Annotated in this window: 12 protein-coding genes; 4 read left to right on the top strand and 8 right to left on the bottom strand. The window is 45.5% G+C overall.

The window, feature by feature from the left end; translation table 11 throughout:
- Positions 1 to 101 precede the first annotated feature (101 nt).
- Both GTQ38_RS02200 and GTQ38_RS02195 read left to right on the top strand, forming a co-directional pair.
- Entirely contained in the window at positions 102 to 1,214 is a 1,113-nt protein-coding gene (locus GTQ38_RS02200; RefSeq protein ID WP_161433582.1) for a hypothetical protein, read from the top strand.
- A 105-nt stretch (positions 1,215 to 1,319) separates the two neighbouring features.
- Positions 1,320 to 1,769 carry a nucleoside deaminase gene (locus tag GTQ38_RS02195; protein ID WP_161433581.1) on the top strand — a complete coding sequence of 150 codons (450 nt, stop codon included), beginning with the start codon at positions 1,320 to 1,322 and terminating at the stop codon, positions 1,767 to 1,769.
- A gap of 56 nt (positions 1,770 to 1,825) precedes the next feature.
- On the opposite strand, the gene GTQ38_RS02190 is transcribed toward GTQ38_RS02195, so the two are convergent.
- From GTQ38_RS02190 to aspS, 4 genes are all read right to left on the bottom strand, one after another.
- Positions 1,826 to 2,020 carry a cold-shock protein gene (locus GTQ38_RS02190; RefSeq protein WP_161433580.1) on the bottom strand — a complete coding sequence of 65 codons (195 nt, stop codon included), beginning with the start codon at positions 2,018 to 2,020 and terminating at the stop codon, positions 1,826 to 1,828.
- A gap of 87 nt (positions 2,021 to 2,107) precedes the next feature.
- A complete protein-coding gene (locus tag GTQ38_RS02185) occupies positions 2,108 to 2,371 on the bottom strand; it encodes a hypothetical protein (RefSeq protein ID WP_161433579.1) in 264 nt (87 codons plus the stop codon).
- Between the two features lies 1 nt (position 2,372).
- Positions 2,373 to 4,157 (bottom strand): chloride channel protein, encoded by a 1,785-nt coding sequence (locus GTQ38_RS02180; protein ID WP_161433578.1) that lies wholly within the window; start codon positions 4,155 to 4,157, stop codon positions 2,373 to 2,375.
- Positions 4,158 to 4,211: 54 nt separating this feature from the next.
- Complete coding sequence (gene aspS / locus GTQ38_RS02175) at positions 4,212 to 5,966, bottom strand: aspartate--tRNA ligase (RefSeq protein WP_161433577.1); 1,755 nt, start codon at positions 5,964 to 5,966, stop codon at positions 4,212 to 4,214.
- A gap of 190 nt (positions 5,967 to 6,156) precedes the next feature.
- Between aspS and GTQ38_RS02170 the strand changes: the two genes are divergently transcribed.
- Together GTQ38_RS02170 and GTQ38_RS02165 are read left to right on the top strand one after the other, a co-directional pair.
- Positions 6,157 to 9,087, top strand: a complete 2,931-nt coding sequence (locus tag GTQ38_RS02170; protein WP_161433576.1) for a SusC/RagA family TonB-linked outer membrane protein — start codon at positions 6,157 to 6,159, stop codon at positions 9,085 to 9,087.
- An 11-nt stretch (positions 9,088 to 9,098) separates the two neighbouring features.
- The gene (locus GTQ38_RS02165) at positions 9,099 to 10,406 is read left to right on the top strand and encodes a RagB/SusD family nutrient uptake outer membrane protein (RefSeq protein WP_161433575.1); all 1,308 of its coding nucleotides are present in this window, start codon (positions 9,099 to 9,101) and stop codon (positions 10,404 to 10,406) included.
- Between the two features lie 159 nt (positions 10,407 to 10,565).
- Here the strand turns inward: GTQ38_RS02165 and GTQ38_RS02160 are convergent, their stop codons facing one another.
- From GTQ38_RS02160 to GTQ38_RS02145, 4 genes are all read right to left on the bottom strand, one after another.
- Entirely contained in the window at positions 10,566 to 14,078 is a 3,513-nt protein-coding gene (locus tag GTQ38_RS02160; protein WP_161433574.1) for an efflux RND transporter permease subunit, read from the bottom strand.
- 7 nt (positions 14,079 to 14,085) lie between these two features.
- The gene (locus tag GTQ38_RS02155) at positions 14,086 to 15,255 is read right to left on the bottom strand and encodes an efflux RND transporter periplasmic adaptor subunit (RefSeq protein WP_161433573.1); all 1,170 of its coding nucleotides are present in this window, start codon (positions 15,253 to 15,255) and stop codon (positions 14,086 to 14,088) included.
- Between the two features lie 122 nt (positions 15,256 to 15,377).
- Positions 15,378 to 16,712, bottom strand: a complete 1,335-nt coding sequence (locus tag GTQ38_RS02150; protein WP_161433572.1) for a TolC family protein — start codon at positions 16,710 to 16,712, stop codon at positions 15,378 to 15,380.
- Positions 16,713 to 17,318 (bottom strand): TetR/AcrR family transcriptional regulator, encoded by a 606-nt coding sequence (locus tag GTQ38_RS02145; protein WP_161433571.1) that lies wholly within the window; start codon positions 17,316 to 17,318, stop codon positions 16,713 to 16,715. It abuts the gene before it with no gap.
- Between the last annotated feature and the right edge of the window lie 140 nt (positions 17,319 to 17,458).

Genomic DNA, 17,458 nt, shown 5'->3' with positions numbered 1-17,458 from the left:
TTAGGGCACTAGACAACATTGTAAGGAAATACGGCAATTTCTCCCTTCAGGAATACGTTAGCTGATCAAACCTAAAAAAACCATTTAACCTTATAAACCTTATGAAGAGATCAATCACAACAGCCCTTATAGCCGGAGCGATCATCCTGGCATCTTGTAGCAAGGACGACAAAGAGACCGATGGCGGTATTTCCGATGATGCGGTAGAGCAACTGGAGAATACACCATTACAGGCCAACGAAGTTTCCGATAACATGATCATTCTTGGAGCAACCAAAAATGATGGGGCACCTCCAACGCCCAACGACGGTATTTCGCTGGACCTTTCCGGGGCGGAAAATACAGCCTTCCTAAGCGAAGGATTTAACATACCTCTTAGCTCTAATGGCAACCTGGTAGGGGCTTATCTTCAAATTAAAGCCAATGACGGAGAATTGGCAGACAGTTATTTTGATATTGATATTAATGCTAACCAGGCAGGGAAAACAGCAAGTAGCATCTTAAAAAGCTGGAAAGAAAAAAGCGGAATTACCAGGAAAGAAGATGATGTTACCCTGGACGTGGATTTCGAAGCAGCTATTGAACCCGGTACATTTTGCTATGTTCTTTGTGTTTATGACGGTGAAGGGAATATCAGTAACCCTCAGGAAGTATGTGTAACTGTAGAGAGCTGGGGAGGTAAAAGCGAAGCAGCTGGTAAATGGAATTATGTAAAGGAAGATGTGACCCATGATGGAGAGACAGAGAGTTATAGTGTAGGAGAGCCGGATTGTTACGTATTCACGGATTTCTGTGCAAATCAGGAAGAGTATCAGGCTTCTGAGTGCTATACTCTGGAGTACGGAATTCTTGAGATCAACACGGATGGTACATTCAGCCTGGATTTTAAAGGAGAGGATGAAAACCTGAACTACGAGGCTTCCTACAATCAATGTGAAGCGGTATATGACGCCAAGACGGTTTACCGTGTTCAGACATCCGGATACTGGGCCTATGTGGATGATGAAAATCGCCTGACGTTGGTAGGTTACGAATTTTCCATTGAAGAAGAGGGAGCTTCAGAATCTGAAACTCTTGAAGATGGAGAAGGAGAACTGGTCTATGATGGGCAAGCCTTTTTCGATGGTAACATGCTTAAGATACTCGAAGAAGAAGATGAAGATGGTGATGGTGTGAGTGACAGTACTTATGAATATTTCTTTGAAAAAGATTAAATACAACCCACTTTTAAGAAACCCTGATGCTGATCTTAGTATCAGGGTTTTTTTGTTGGTATACCTGAACATACACCCTCGCCCTAAAATTGTATTTTTGCGCCTATGGATTTCAGATTAGATGATGCCTACTTTATGAAAAAGGCGCTACAGGAAGCAGAAACTGCCTATGAGCTGGGTGAAGTTCCCATAGGGGCTGTCATTGTAGTGCAGGACAGGATCATTGCCAGGGCCCATAACCTTACGGAAAGATTGAATGATGTTACGGCCCATGCCGAAATGCAGGCGATTACAGCCGCGGCTAATTTTTTGGGGGGAAAGTATTTGTACAACTGCACCCTTTATGTTACCCTGGAACCATGTCAGATGTGTGCCGGGGCTTTGTATTGGAGCCAGATCCCAAGGGTGGTTTTCGGGGCATATGACCCACAAAGGGGATTTACTGCAATGGGCGGGCAGTTACACCCAAAGACCGAAATTGTAGGCGGGGTCATGGAAAATGATGCCTCAGAACTCCTGAAAAGGTTTTTCATAAAGAAGCGAAACCTGAATTAGGAGCAAAAAAAACCCTGACGCAATGGTCAGGGTCGTCCATTCAAAATAAAATATTCTTATCCGATTACCTGAATTTGTGCGGCAACCATACCTTTTCTTCCTTCTTCTTCCTGGTATTCTACTTTGTCTCCTTCGTTTAACTCAACTCCGTTCAATGCGGTAACATGCACGAAGATGTCCCTCCCGGTGTCGTCATTGGTGATGAATCCGTAACCTTTGGATTCATTGAAAAATTTTACTGTTCCAGTCATTAAATAAAAAATTAAATAAATATATAGGTACGAAAGTATGGTTTTTTGGCCAGACCGGACCCGGACAGCGGTAAAAAACGTAGAAAATTATTGATTTTCAGACTTTTTCTTGTCCTGACCCCTCATTTTCTTAATGTTTTCGTCCGTTAGCATATAGTCTTTCATTTTTTTGCCTTTGCTCTCTTTGATGAGAAACATGGGCATAGCGATCAGGAAGAGACCAACCGTACCAAAACCTATGAATTTATTCGCAAGCTGGGGTTTCTCTTCCTTTAAGGTAAAGCCGTAGATTATGGCCCCAAAAGAAAGCAGTACAATAGTAACGATGATGTATTTTACCTTGATGCGCATATTATTTGGTAAAACTAATCAACTTTCTCCGGTATGCCGTAAGAAGTTTGGATTTTGATACAAAACCGAAGTATTTCCCATCCTTGATGACCGGGAGGTTCCAGGCTCCACTGTCCTGAAATTTTTGCATCACTTTTTGCATGGAATCCTCCTCGTAAAAAATGTGTTCGGGTGCCCTGTGCATAAAAGATTCTACACTTACCTTGTCGTACATTCCCGTATCAAACATAAATTCACGGATATCGTCCAGCAAAACAATCCCTACCAGTCGTTGCTCCTCGTTCACCACTGGGAAGATGTTCCTGGTGGATTTGGCTACCGAGCTGTGTACCATTTCGCCTAATGTCATTGAAGGGCTTACCACTTTAAAATCCTGCTCAATTACATCGTCCAGCTGCATCAGGGTCAATACGGTTTGGTCCTTATCATGCGTAAGGAGAGCTCCTATCCGGGCCAATTCCCGGGTATAAATAGTATAGTCAATCGCGTTCCTGGCAATGAGGTACGAAATTGCAGCGGTGATCATCAGGGGAACAAAAAGCTCGTATCCTCCGGTAATCTCAGCAATCAAAAAGATGGCGGTCAGTGGGGCGTGAAGCACCCCGGCGATAAGCCCGGCCATGCCTATCAAGGTAAAATTGCTCTCGTTTACCGAGAAGCCCAGCCCGGAATGATTCACCACTTTGGCCACTACATTGCCTAGGGCGCTTCCCATGACCATGGTAGGGATGAATATTCCTCCGGCCCCGCCTGCGGCAAAGGTGGTAGACATTGCAACCGCCTTAAATATGGTTATTCCGAAAAGCAGGGCGATCACCACCCAAATATTACTGGTATAATTGTCAAAAGGGGTTTTTCCCAGGGCTTTGATGTGGTCTCCATCTAACAGGTCATTGATAAACCCAAAACCTTCCCCGTATAGGGGAGGGATCAGATAGAGCATGACCCCAATGGCCAAACCTCCGAAAAGCAGCTTGTATTTGGGGCTTCTGAACCGTTCAAAAATGGACAATATCCCAAAGTACATTTTGGTAAAATACACGGACGCAAAGGCCGTTCCTACTCCCAACAGCACATAGAATAAAGTGTCTTTAATCTCAAAAGGGGCGCTTATAGAAAAATTAAAGAGGGTCTCATCACCCAGAAAAAAATAAGAGGTCAGTACACCTGAGATGGAGGCGAGGAGGAGCGGGAGCAGTGAGACCATGGTAAGGTCCAGGCTAAACACTTCCACCGCAAAGATTATGGCCGCGATCGGGGACTGAAATATGGAGGCTATGGCCCCCGCCGAAGCACAGGCGATCAGCAGCGACCTGGTCTTGGTATTAATGTGTAACAATCTTCCGAAATTGGAACTTATTGCCGCTCCTGAAGCCACTGCCGGCCCAAGTAGCCCTACGGAACCCCCAAATCCTACGGTTAATGGCGCGGTCACCAGAGGGGTGTATATCTTTTTAATACTTATAATCCCCTTTTTCTTGGACAAAGCAAAAATGATGGAGGAGATCCCGTGTTCCAGTTTTTCGCGGTGAACGAATTTGACATACAGATATACCAGCGTAAGACCGACAACCGGGAGAATAAAATATAGTTGGTTACTCGAAAAAACAATTCCTTTTTCCAGCAATGATTCTATGAAATAAGTGAAGTTTTTCAGGGAAACCGAAGCGAGTCCAGCCAGAAATCCCACTGCCACGCTGAGTATGTGCGTAAAGGTTTTATTGGAAATATGCTTGTATCTCCACTTTAAGACTCTGGTGTAAAGGGTGTCTTTATGGCCTGGCATTTCAGAGCTATACGCTTAAAGGTATTAAAAATCCCGCGCTAAGGCGGGATGGTTTTATGAGGGCATATCCAATTTCAAGTTCAGTTCTTTCAACTGTGCGGCATCAACGGGCGCCGGGGCATCTATCATTACATCGCGTCCGCTGTTGTTTTTGGGAAAGGCAATAAAATCCCGAATGGTTTCCTGCCCTCCCAGAATAGCCACCAGACGGTCCAGGCCAAAAGCGATACCCCCGTGAGGTGGCGCTCCGTACCTAAAGGCGTTCATCAGGAATCCGAATTGGGCCTCTGCTTCTTCGGGGCTGAACCCCAGATGTCTGAACATTATGGCCTGGGTTTCGCTGTCGTGAATACGAATGGAACCCCCACCGATCTCATTTCCGTTCAATACAAGGTCATAGGCGTTCGCTCTTACTGCCCCGGGATCAGTTTCCAGCAGTTCTAATTGCCCGGGTTTGGGGGATGTAAAAGGATGGTGCATAGCGTGGTAAGTCCCACTTTCTTCGTCCAATTCCAACAACGGGAAGTCTACCACCCAAAGTGGGGCAAATTCATCTGGCTTTCTCAAACCAAGCCGTTCTGCCAGTTCCATACGCAGGGCGCTGAGTTGTGATCTGGTAGCCGAAGTCTCCCCGGACAAAATGCAAATGAGGTCTCCCGCTTTAGCTCCAGTAGCTTCCGCCCAGGCGGCAAGGTCTTCCTGGGTGTAGAATTTGTCTACGGAAGATTTGTAGCTGCCATCCTCGTTGCACTTTACGTACACCATGCCCTTGGCTCCTACCTGTGGCCTGCGGACCCAGTCGATCAATTTATCTATCTCCTTACGGGTGTATTCCGCGCCACCGGGTACCGCAATACCAACTACAAGTTCTGCCGAATTAAATACGTTGAAATCCCGCTGCTGAGCAAGCGCATTGAGTTCGGCAAACTCCATACCGAATCGGGTGTCCGGCTTGTCGTTGCCGTACCTGCGCATGGCTTCGTCATAGGTCATCCTCGGAAAACTGCCGATCTCTACCCCTTTGATTTCTTTTAGCAAGTGTTTTGTAAGCCCCTCGAAGACATTCAAAATGTCTTCCTGTTCTACAAATGCCATTTCACAATCTATTTGAGTAAATTCCGGCTGACGGTCTGCTCTCAGGTCTTCGTCCCTGAAACACTTTACGATTTGAAAATACTTGTCCAGCCCTCCAACCATGAGCAACTGCTTAAAAGTTTGAGGCGATTGCGGTAAGGCGTAGAACTCTCCCTCATTCATCCGGCTTGGCACCACGAAATCCCGGGCGCCCTCCGGAGTGGATTTGATCAGGTAAGGAGTTTCCACTTCAATAAACCCCTGACCGGAAAGGTAGTTCCGTACTTCCATGGTCACCCTGCTACGGAACATCAGTTTTTCTTTAATGGGGTTTCTCCTGATGTCCAGGTAACGGTATTTCATCCGAAGGTCATCACCTCCATCCGTCTCGTCTTCAATGGTAAAAGGAGGTAATTGTGCTTCGTTGAGTATGTTGAGGGTATGTACCAAAACTTCAATATCTCCGGTGGCCATGTTCGGGTTTTTAGAAGCCCGGTCAATGACCTTCCCTTTGGCCTGGATCACGAATTCACGCCCCAGGGTTCTGGCAACCTCCAATACCTCGGCTGAGGTCCTCTCCTCGTCAAAGACCAATTGGGTAATACCATAGCGGTCCCTAAGGTCTACCCAAACCACAAATCCCTTGTCACGCACTTTTTGAACCCAACCGGATAAGGTTACCTCTGTATTAATGTCTTTTGCCCTAAGCTCACCACAACTGTGACTTCTATACATACTATGCTCGTTTTTTTACAGCCGCAAAGGTAAGAAAGATAAGCCGCTTATCGCCAGACTACAACGTACAATTTTGACCTCTTTGCAAGCCAATTTTTAAGAATCTCTTATGGAGAAAATTCTTAAAAAAATTTTAATTCCATGATTTCTTTACTACCTTGTTTGTATAGCTAATTCAAAAATCACTATTATGAAACGGACTTTTGTGAAAGGTACGTTTCTGATATGGTTGCTTGTTTTGCCGCTTATGGCATATTCTCAAGTTACCGTTTCAGGAACGGTTACCGACGCTGACAGTGGAGAACCGCTGATCGGCGTGACTGTTATTGTCAAGGGATCAACTACTGGAACCCTGACAGACATCGATGGAAATTATTCCATCAACGCCCCGGAAGGGTCTACCTTAACTTTTTCCTTTATCGGTTATTCAGATCTGGATGTAGCAGCAGCTGATGCCGGTGATGTGCAGATGCAGACGGATGTCACCAACCTGGACGAGGTGGTGGTTACCGGTCTGGTATCCAGCATTAAAAGGTCTAATCTCGCCAACAGTGTTTCTACGGTAAGCAGCGAGGCACTGACGGGGACTACCACGGGATCTACCCTGGATGGAGCCCTTTACGGAAAGATGACCGGGGTTAATATCAATGCGGCTGGTGGCGCTCCCGGTGGGCAGACAGCCATGCGTTTGAGGGGTATCTCGTCTCTGTCGGGGAATAATCAGCCCCTTTTTATTGTAGATGGGGTATACATCAGCAACGTCCAATTGACCAACGGATCTGCGGTTGCTTCAGGAGCGAACGCGGGACGTGAGGAAGGAGGATCTAACCGGGTTTCGGATATCAATCCGGACGATATTGAAAGTATAGAAGTATTAAAAGGAGCATCAGCCGCGGCCATTTACGGAACCAGGGCTAATGCAGGGGTAGTGATCATAACTACCAAGCGTGGAGCGACCGGGAAAACTACCGTGAAGTTCGACCAGGATATCGGGTTTAACACTATTCAAAATTTTGCCGGAAGAAGGCAGTTCACTTCAGCGACGGTTGCCTCTACTTTCGGGGATGCTGAAGTTCCAATTTTTGAAGCCGCGAGAGATGCCGGCAGAATATTCAATTACGAAGAAGAATTATACGGGGAAGAAGGGCTTATTTTAGACAGCCGACTAAGTATCTCCGGAGGAAATGACAAAACCACCTTCTATTTTAATGCCAGCCGCAGGGACGAAGACGGGATTATGCAACGTACAGGATATGAGCGGAATTCACTTCGTCTTAACCTGGATCATAGATTCAATGATAAGCTAAAGGTTGGATTTTCCTCTAACTATATTAACAGTACCGCAGACAGGGGTCCTGTAGGAAATGAAAACAACGGGGGATTCAGTGTTGGTTATAACCTGGCTCTGGTAACCGCAGACTGGGAGGATCTCTTCCCGGATGAGAACGGGGTGTACCCTGATGGCCGCTTTGCTGCTACCAACATTATTTTTAACCGGGACAGGATCGATAACTCCGAGGAGATCAATCGATATGTTCAAGGGGCAAATGTGGAATACAAGGCCATCACTGATGAAAATTTCCAGTTGAGATTTACCGCGAATGGAGGTCTGGATTATTTTGAGGCCAAGACCTTCGTATACATTCCGGAATCTCAACAAACTCAGAGGGCGACAACTCAGGGTTTTGTCAGTGCAGGTAATACCAATTCGCTGCAATTGAACTATAACGCATTTGCAGTTGTGGATTATAATGCCGGCAACAACATCAATATTAACGGGCAGTTTGGTATGTCTTACCTGAATTTTGAGAGTGATGCGATCATCAATCAAACTACGCAGTTATTCCCTAATCAAACCAACCTGGCACAAGGGAATTCATTTGCGGTATTCCAAAGGCTGACCGAGGAGGAAGAATTTGGACTGATAGGTCAGAGTACGGTAAACTGGGATGATAAGATCATCGCTACTGCCGGGATACGTTTTGACAAATCCAATCTCAATGGGGATCCCAACAAATTCTTTGCATTCCCAAGGGCTTCGCTGGCTGTAAACGTGGCCAACTTTGATTTCTGGAACGTGGATGCGGTGAACCTTTTCAAATTAAGAGTCGCTTATGGGGAAACTGGTAGCAGTGCTCAATTCGGATCACTGTTTACACCTCTGGGCCCGACTTCAATAGGAGGAGTTCCCGGATTAGGGCTTCCTACAGTTGGTCAGAACAACCAATCCGCGCAATTGGGAGATGCCAATCTGGAACCAGAGACTTCTCAGGAGATCGAGTTCGGAGCGGATTTCTCATTCCTTGATGGAAAAATTGGTTTGGAATTGACAGGATATAAGCGAGATGTAAAAAATCTTATCTATCCGTTCTCTTCTATTCCGCTTTCTTCCGGATTTGCCAATACGATCAGAAATGATTTTGACCTAAGCAATAAAGGAGTAGAGATCTCACTTAGTGCCAATCCGATCAGCAATTCCAACATCAATTGGAATACCACTTTGAACTGGTGGACGAACGACGCGGATGTAGAACGCCTGGGGGTAGGTGAGTTCCAGCCCTCTGGAGAAGGTTTCAGCCTGACTTTTGGAAGCTCTTTTATCAGAGAAGGTGAGACAGCCACTTCACTTGCGGCTAACATTAACGGGGTGACCACCATTATTGGGGATGCTGCTCCGGACTGGGAGATGAGCTGGTTCAACCAGATAAAGCTTTTCAGGGATTTTGACCTTACCTTCCTATGGCACTGGAAAGAAGGAGGAGATGTCTTGAACCTTACCAAATTGCTTTCGGATTTTGGAGGTGTAACCCCGGATCTGGACAACCCTGATGTGATAGCCAACCCCAGGTTCGGAACCTTTGGTGCGGCGGGTTATATAGAAGACGGAACCTATATTCGTTTGCGTGAAGTAGGACTTTACTGGACTGTTCCCGCCGAAATAGACTGGTTTGAGAGACTTCGGATCGGGGTTTCAGGCAAGAACATCCTAACGATTACAGACTACACAAGTTACGATCCGGAAACTTCGGCTTTCGGCCCTTCGGGATTGTCGCAGGGTATTGAAGTTGCTCCATTCCCAAGTGCAGCACAGTATTACTTTCATGTAGGATTAACCTTTTAGAAAAAATTATTATGAAGACGATAAAAAGTTTGAAAATATTAGGGGCCTCACTGCTTCTGTTCTCGTGTTCGCTGGATGAGGTTACAGATCCCAACCAGCCAAGTATTGGAGGAGTATTGGGCAACCCTACAGAGGAGACCCTGAATTTCCTGGCACAGGGATTGGAATCCAAAGCGAGAAGTGGTTGGGGTGGATATATAACAGCCACTGGATCTATTGCTCGTGAATTGTATGATTTTAACGCATCAGATCCCACAACCACAGCTACGCTGATCGGTAAGGAAGGGGTACAATTAACCGGCTCTGAACCACAGCTTACGGGTACTATGTTTGCCCGTTATCAGGCGGTAAAGAATGCGGATTTTATACTGGATGCCCTGGCAGATGCTCCGGTGACCGATGCACAGAAAAATGGCTACAGGGGTCTTGCATTGACCTATAAAGCCTATATGCTCCTGGATGTACTGAACCTTCTTGGAGACAACGGGGTGCGTATAGACGTTTCTGATCCGAATAACCTCGGGCCTTTCGTAAGCAGAGCAGAGGGGTTCCAGGCCCTAAGGACTTTCCTGGATGACGGTTTTGCCGCCCTCCAGAGTGGGGAATTTGCAATGGAATTCTCTACAGGTTTCGACGGGTTTAATACTCCGGCTACTTTTGCTCAGTTCAACAGGGCAGTTGCGGCCAGGGTGGCCATCCATCAGGAAGATTATGCCGGAGCACTTTCGCTGCTGCAGGACTCTTTCCTTTCACTGGATGCTGCAGACCTTGCAATTGGTCCCAAGCGCATATACGCTCAGGGAGGAACAGAATTATTGAATCCTATCTTCAAAGCTCCACAGCAAAGTGGAGACCAGTATATTGTACATGACAGGTTCATCAATGATATCCAGGCAGGAGATACACGTATAGATAAATTCAGAATGCGGGACGATCCTGTTGCCAGGGATGGTTTGAACGGTACGCATGAGATAGATCTCTATGCCAGTGCAACTACGCCTATAGATCATATCCGAAATGAGGAATTGATACTGATCTACGCAGAGGCCAGTATCCAGCAGGGAAATCTGACCGATGCGGTTGACGCCTTGAATATCATCAGGAACGCTTACGGCCTGGGAGACTATGCGGGGACGGTTGCGGCACCCGAGCTTACAGACGAAATGCTCTATAACCGCGCTTACTCTTTATGGGCTGAGGGACATGCTATGTTCGACCTTAGGAGGTATGACAGGCTGAATGCGACCTTCCTTCCTATAGACAGGGCAGGAGATATCATTCACACTCAATTTCCAATTCCTCCTTTCGAGGAACAGTAGGAATATATAGCCGCCCGGGAAGTGCGTTCCATCGGTGGTCGCCTTGAGCGGAGTCGAAAGGTTTGTAACTATAATTAGATACAAACGCATTAGTTCTCGACTGCGCTCGAACTGACCAAAAGATTGCACTCCCCGGGCGGTTTCTTTTTACCAGCAGACCTAAGCTGCCAGTTCTAACTCTTCTTCTTTCTTTACAGGTACCGTCCTTTTACTTCGTATCCACAATTTCAGGCGGTAAACGATATTGAACAATACCGGAACGATGATCAGGGTGAGGAAGGTGGCCACAATAAGTCCGAAGATCACGGTCCAGGCCAAAGGTCCCCAGAAGATCACATTATCACCTCCCAAATAGATCTTAGGATCGAATGTTGAAAACAAGGATACAAAATCGATGTTCAGGCCTATTGCCAGTGGGATCAGCCCCAGCACGGTGGTTATGGCCGTAAGGATTACCGGTCGCAACCTGGCTTTTCCGCCACGTATGATCACTTCCGTTACCTGTTCCCTGGTCAACAGATCCTTGTCTTCCAGGCCAAGGGCCACTTTTTTACGGTCAATTAGTATCTGTGTATAATCCAAAAGCACCACCCCATTGTTTACCACAATACCGGCGAGGGAAATAATACCCATCATGGTCATCATGATCACAAAAGGCCATCCGGTGAGCATCAATCCGCCGAATACACCAATAAAACTCAGGAATATGGCCGTCATGATGATCGCTGGTTTGGAGATGCCTCCAAACTGGAATATCAATATTAACATAATGAGACCCAAACCGGCAAAAAATGCGCCCATCAGGAAGTTCATCTGTTTGTTTTGCTCTTCGATCTGCCCGGTAAAATCGATTTTTACTCCGGCAGGAAGTCCCTGGAATTCTTCCATTTCCTTCTGGATCTGCGCAACGATCGCACCCGCGTCAGTAAATCCGGGTTGTAATCCGGAATACACGGTTACCACACGCTTTGTATCCCGGTGTTTGATGGCGCTAAAGGAAGAGGTGTTCCGCTGTGAGGCCACGGCAGAGACAGGGATTTCCTTGATCTGACCTGAAGCCTGATCCCTGAAAATGATGTTCTGGTTAAACAGGGCACTGGTATTGTAGCGCAGATCTTCATTAAACCGGACATTGATATCGTAATCCTCACCATCCTTCTTATAGATACCTGCTTTATCACCGAATAGGGAACGTCTAAGTTGGGTACCAACCTGGCCCACTGCAACACCCAGTTCTCCGGCTTTTTCCCGGTCTACAACCACTTGCATACTGGGTTTGCCTTTGTTTACATCGATCTTGAGTTCTTCAATACCGGCAATGTTCTTGGTATTGATGAAATTGCGCATTCTTTCTGCCGTATTGATGAGGGTATCGTAATTGGAGCCCTCAATTTCAATGTTTATGGGATAACCGGCAGGCGGCCCAACGGCATCTTTTTCGACAGAAATGGCGACGCCGGGATAAATACCCTTCAGGCCGTCCTGTATCTTTTTTCGCAGGATCTCAGTGTCATTTCCTTCCCGGAATTTAAACTCACGCATAGATATGGTGATCTTTCCCCGGTGTGGCATCTCAGCGGCTGATCCGCCTTCTGTAAAGGGATTTTCCGCTCCTTTTCCAACCTGAGAAACTGAAGATTCCACCAGCACATTATGCCTTCCTCTCATATATTCATCCCCATCGGCAATGGCATAGACGCGGTTTTCAATGTCCTGGGTAATCTCATTGGTCTTTTCAATGGCTGTTCCCTGAGGGTATTCTATGTATACATATACTTCGTTAGGGGTATTGTCCGGGAAAAACTCCACTTTGGTCCTGCCACTTCCCAGGGATGCCCCAAAGGACATAAATGCAGCGATCAACAATAATACGGTCACACTGAAGTACCAATAAACATTCCTGCCTTTCAACGCATGTGTAATCCGTCTTTCGTACCAGTTCTCAAAGCGAACAAGCGTACCTTTCTGGAATTTCAGCGCTGCCTTTTTCAGGAAGTATTTGTATATCCAGAACATACCGGCAACGACGATCATCAAGGTCCCCAGGCCTCTGACCTCTCCACCTACAATGAAAATGAACAAGCCAAAACCTCCGAGGATCAGGGTAAGACGTATCAACTGTTTCCTGGTCAGTACCTTTTCGCCCACTTCCATAAAGCTGGATACCAGCATAGAATTCATAAAGATGGCCACAAACAAGGATGAACCCAGAACTACTGAAAGTGTGATCGGGAAGAAGATCATAAACTCTCCCATGATCCCCGGCCACATACCGAGTGGCACAAACGCGGCCACTGTAGTTGCAGTAGAAATGATGATAGGGAAAGCGATCTCACCAATCCCTTTTTTCGCTGCTTCAATACGGGACATTCCCTCTTTATCCATAAGGCGATATACGTTTTCCACAACTACCACCCCATTATCCACCAGCATACCCAGACCCATGATCAATCCAAACAGGATCATGGTATTCATAGTAAAGCCCAGGGTGGAAAGGATCATAAAAGACATGAACATCGACATGGGAATAGCAAATCCCACGAAAAGTGCATTCCTGAACCCGAGGAAGAACATCAGTACGGTAACCACCAGTATAATCCCGAAAATAATGTTGTTAACCAGGTCACTTACCTGGTTCAGCGTACGGCTGGAGGAGTCATTGGCGATCGTAACTTTAAGGTCTGCAGGGAAATAGTTTTCCTGTGACTCTTTAACGATCTCCCTGATATTGTCTGCAGCGGTAATGGCATTTTTGCCGGATCTTTTTTTGATGTCCAGCATAACCACACTGCTTCCATGCTCTCGCGCATAGGTGGTCTTGTCTTCTTCCTTGAACGTAATATTGGCGATGTTTCTAAGATAGACCGCCTTACCATTCTCGGACTTTACAACAAAATTGTTCAGCTCTGAAGGGGTTTCAATTTCTCCCAGAATGCGAATGGTCCTACGCTGTCCGCTGGTCTTAAGGTTTCCCGCGGAAACCGTCATATTACCATTCCTAATGGCATTTATCACGTCTTCAAAGCTAACCTTCGCTGCCATCATCTTGTAGATGTCCACAGCCACTTCCACTTCTTTTTCCTGGGCACCTCGAATGTCTACCTCCTTGATCTGAGGCAGGTCTTCTATGGCATCCTCCAGATATTCCCCGTATTCCTTGAGCTTCTCTACCGGATAATCCCCGGTAAGGTTCACATTCATGATAGGGAAGGATTCGGACAGATTCAGATCAAACACATTGGGTTCTACCTTTGCCCCGTTGAATATAGGCCAGTCTTCTCCCGCTTTTTCACTATCAACCTCGTCCTTGACTTTCTGTTTGGCGTTTTCCACCGTGATCTCCTCATCAAATTCCACTACGATCATGGAGTAATCTTCCTGAGAAGTGGAGGTGATCTCTACCAGGTTACTGACGTTTTTAAGTTTGTCTTCCAGCGGATCGGTGATCAGTCTCTCAATATCCTCCGCGGTATTGCCCGGATATAAGGTGCTGACATAGATCTTGGTTTCCTCAACTTCCGGAAAATCCTCACGCGGCATTGAAAAGTAGGAAGAAAGGCCAATGAGGAAGAAGATGCCAATCATCACATAGATCACCGAAGGATTATCAATCGCCCAGGACGAAAGCCTGAACTCTTTATCCGCATTCTTTTGCTGTCTGCTCTTACTCATAGTACTTTTATTGAATAATTCTGATTTCCTGATCTTCCCTTACACTTCGGGCACCTTCCATGATAATTTGCTCACCTGAGTTTATACCTGATAGTACCTCAACATAATCTCCCTGGGTTTTCCCGGTAGCAATGATCCTTTTGGACGCTTTCGCGATACTCGCTTCGTTTTTGTCTATGGCAGTATAGACGTACTGCTCACCTTCCGCATTTTCTGAGATCACACTCTGAGGAACCAAAATAGCCTCTTTGTTGGTATAATCGTTGATCTTTACGCGGGCTGTCAGGTTAGGTTTAACCATTCCATTTTTGTTAGGGACGGGGATCTCTACTCTGAAGGAACGGTTTGTGGGGTCGATAAAATTCCCGGTTTCCCTTACCTGGGTAGATACGCTATCGTCCAGGACCGGGAAATATACCTGAACGGGTTTGCCTTTGCTGACACCCCCCAGATAGCTTTCGGGAACATCTACTTCTATGTACATATCAGCCAGGTTGACAATCCTGAATACTGCCACTCCGGTACCCGGAGATACTACAGTCCCCTGATCCTGAAGCACATTGTCAATAATACCTGAGAAGGGAGCCCGTATGGTAGACTTGCTTAACTGACTCTGTGTAGACTTTACGGAGTTATCAATGGCTTCGTAGTTCGCTTTGGCCTGAAGAAACTGTATCTCCGAACCAATTTTTTGATCCCACAGCCTTTTTTGACGTTCGTAGGTCGTTTTGGCCAGAGCAGCTTCGGTTTTAAGCTGTTCCAGAACGCTGCCTACTCCTCCATCATCAATTTTAGCCAGCAGTTGTCCCTTGCTTACGCGTTGGCCTTCTTTGACATAAACACGGACAAGAGCGCCTGCCATTTCGGGGTAGATCAGGACATTTTGCTTTGTAGACACATTACCCTGAAGGTCCAGATAGTGATGGAATTCCTGGGTTTTAGCCTCAAAGGTGGTGACCAAAGGAAAATTCTTATTGGTGTCCAGTGCATCGATCACGGAATCCAAAAGCCTGATCTCTGTTCCCAGCTGCTTGTGCTGTTCTGAGATCTCCTGCCGCTTGGATTTTAAAGCGTCCAGGTTGCCATCTGCAATCAGACCTTCCATGGACTTTTGTTCTCCCGCTCCACATGCCGAAAGCAGTATTCCGGCAATTAATAAGTAGCTTAATTTCTTCATCGCTCTGGTTTAATAGTTGATAAAATCTTGATGTTTATACGTTTATTCGTTAAATGCGTTTAACTGTGATTTATAAATTGATCTTCATCCACCTAAACTTCTAAACAGTTAAACCCATACACTTAGTTATTCAATATTGTTTCTAAAGTTGTTTTTCGATTGATGACATCAACCATAGACTGAAGGTACTCCTGTTGGGCAGTGTACAACTGAGTCTGCGCCTGGCGCAATTCAAAGCTGGAGGCAATACCCTCGCTGTATTTTATTTGATTTTTTCTTTCGATACGTTCGGCCAGGTCCAGGTTCTCTTTACTGGTTCCGTATTCTTCAATGGCCAGTATGTAATCGCTCTTGGCATTTTCCAGTTGTAACCGGATTCGTTCTTCGGTCTGTGTCAGCTCTGTTTTGGCTTTTTCCAGGGCTATTTTTGCCCTTTGGGTACTTGCGCTTCGCTTAAAAGAGCTAAATAGCGGAATATTCAGATCGAAGCCCAAGACAGAAGATTCAAACCATTGTGTACCCTGACTCAGGAAATTGAAGCTGTCGCTAAAAGAGTTACCCCCGTAGTTAACAAAGGCATTCAGTGTGGGTAAAGCCCGGCTTTTAGCCAATTTCAATTCGTAGAACCGCTGCTCATTAAGGTTCAAAACCAGTTTGTAATCCACATTGTTCTCCATATTGAACTCAGATTCGGTAAGCGTGGGATCTATTTGCTTTTGAGTAAGATCGTCAAGACTCTCTTTTAACTCCGTTCTGTTGTCTATGGGTAATCCCATATTCAGATTGAGCATTTGTAACGTAATTTCCCTTAGCCTGATTGCATTTTTCAGCTGGCTGTTTACACCAGCCAGGGTAATTTGCAATTGCTCTACACTTTCCTCATCCCCCAGACCATTTTCAAAAAGCTTCCGCGTTTCAAAGAGGTTTTTGTCCAGGGTGGCTTTGTTATTTTGTAGAATTATCACACTTTCTGTGGCCAAAAGAACATTTCCATAAGCCTCTACCACAGCCTGACGTACATCTTGTTCGGTTTTTTCCTTATTGTTCTGGCTGTATCTCATAAAAGCCTTAGTGGCCTGAACACCCACGATATAAGAACCGTCAAAGATCTGCTGTGTCAAAGTCGCGGTGGCAGTTGCCTGCTGAGGCTGGCCGAAAACAACTTCCTCAAAATCACCCGGTTCTCCACCGAAAAATTCAGCAGGGATCTGAGCCACAGGTTGTATTAATTGATTCTGGTAACTAATGGCTCCGCTGATCTGAGGTAGTCCATCCGCGATGGTTTCCCATTTCTGTTTTTGCGCATCTATGATGTCCCGGTTTGCATTTATAGCATTGTAATTATTCTCCAGGGCATAGGCTACGGCCTCTTCCAGGGAGAAACTGTATGGGATCTCCTGGGCCTGGGTATAATTAACCGTAAGTAATAAGACAAGAATGAAAAAAAGATTTCTCATTTATTGTTGATTTGAATTGATGATTTCGTTTAATATTTTTCTACCCTTAGGGGTTACAATGCCACGCAAATGGTATTCCAGGTAATCGTCCATTAGATTAATAATCGGAAACTTATCCAAGGGGAAAAGCTTTTGGTCCTTTATACTAGTGACGCCTTTATAGTATATTCTAGAGACAAAATCGATATCTAAATTTTCGCGATATATGCCCTGAGCAATTCCTCTGCTCAGATTGTCCATTACACTTTCACGCATCACCTCGAACTCCATCTTGCTGATCGTCTCATATATTTTGGGATAATACTTCTGAAGCTGGTATTGAGGAGACGATTTCTCGTTCTTCAGATGCATCATCGCAAACTTTTTGATATCGTATAGCTCTGCAATAGGGTTCTTGGCCAAACTGCATATTTCTTCAATTCCCTTTGAAATGGTATAGAAAAGATGTTTTGTACTTTCTTCTACCAACTTGTTCTTATTCTCGTAATGAGTATAGATGGTTTTTTTGGAAATACCCATTTTATTGGCCAGGTCATCCATAGTAACACTCTTAAACCCGAGGTCTATGAATAATTCAGTGGCCGTATCTAATATCTTTTCTTTCATATTAAGGGCCACAAATATAGCAGAGGAAACTAAAGAAACATAAAAAGTTTCCCAAGTTTTACATTTTTTTAACTATTTGTTAAATCCCTTTGACAAAATTCTAAATGCTCATTTTGCTCCGCAAGTAGCTCTATAAAAGG

This window comes from Poritiphilus flavus (assembly GCF_009901585.1).
GTDB classification, from domain to species: Bacteria; Bacteroidota; Bacteroidia; order Flavobacteriales; family Flavobacteriaceae; genus Poritiphilus; species Poritiphilus flavus.
This window is presented reverse-complemented; position numbering and strand designations above follow the sequence as displayed.